Below are 888 nucleotides of genomic sequence, written 5' to 3'. Positions count from 1 at the left end.
ACTGTTATAACCCTGATAGCCGTCCGTTTCCAGATATCCGCTGTAGCCTTCCAGAAACTCCTTTGCATGGCTGCCGCTCCTGGTCGGGGAATAGCCATACAGGATGATCTCCGCAAGTCCGCCCTCACCGCTTCGGAACAGCCACATGAATGACTGGGTCTGTGCCCTGCGTCCTTCCTCTTTCAATACCTGGACCCGCGTCTCATCTGCCATCGCAAAACTACGTTTCAGCAGCTCCCGATGAAAGTAATCGTACATTGGCTGAAAATAGTTCTTTGAACAGTAGATGATCCAGTTGGCAAGGGTGGTCCGGCTGATCTGCGCCCCATACTGCTTCCAGTCCTTTTCCTGCCGGTAAAGTGGAAGCCCGTTGGCATACTTCTGGTACATAGTCCATACAGCGGCAGATGCTGATGCAGGTCCTTTTCCAAGCAGGGCCGGCGGAACCTGAGACTTTACAATCACAGGCTTTTCTGTATCGCCGAGTCCTTCCTTGCAGGAGGGGCATCCATAGCTCTGGCTGTAGTATTCGATCACTTTACAGGTGGCAGGAATAAATTCCAGTTCCCGGCGGACATATTCCTCGCCGATCAGGACCATCTGCGTACCACATACCGGACAGATCTGATCAGTTCCGTCTGCTCCGCTATCATTGTTTTCAGTTGTGATACGGTATCTTTCAGCTCTCGAAGCTGGATATCTTTTGCACAGGAAACCATCGTTTCTCTCCTCGGATTTGATTCCTTTATTATACCAGAAATGGGGTTTTTACTAAAGGAAAACAACGCCTGAAAAATGCCGGATTTACAAGGAATTTCCGGGTTTTTCTATGCAGGATTTCTGCCAGGATCCACGAGCTTTTTATTCTGCTTTGAGGGCTTTTGGCTG

General features: G+C 49.7%; 2 protein-coding genes. Both read right to left on the bottom strand.

The genetic code is table 11. The features are described from left to right. Nucleotides 1-600: IS66 family transposase (locus DWX32_RS20380; protein WP_243037652.1), on the bottom strand; the 600-nt coding region annotated here is incomplete at its 3' end. Then, nucleotides 591-719, bottom strand: coding sequence for a hypothetical protein (locus tag DWX32_RS20515; RefSeq protein WP_270492764.1), 129 nt, complete (start codon nucleotides 717-719; stop codon nucleotides 591-593). The genes DWX32_RS20515 and DWX32_RS20380, both read right to left, overlap by 10 nt. Nucleotides 720-888 lie beyond the last annotated feature (169 nt).

Origin of the sequence: Blautia sp. AF19-13LB, from assembly GCF_003479105.1 — a bacterium.
GTDB lineage: Bacteria > Bacillota > Clostridia > Lachnospirales > Lachnospiraceae > Fusicatenibacter > Fusicatenibacter saccharivorans.
The sequence above is the reverse complement of the archived record's forward strand: the minus strand, read 5'-3'. Positions and strand labels throughout refer to the sequence as shown.

What these genes read in the sequence shown, in the direction of transcription:
- DWX32_RS20515 (WP_270492764.1), bottom strand. Translation starts at nt 719, where the DNA reads ATGGTTTCCTGTGCAAAAGATATCCAGCTTCGAGAGCTGAAAGATACC.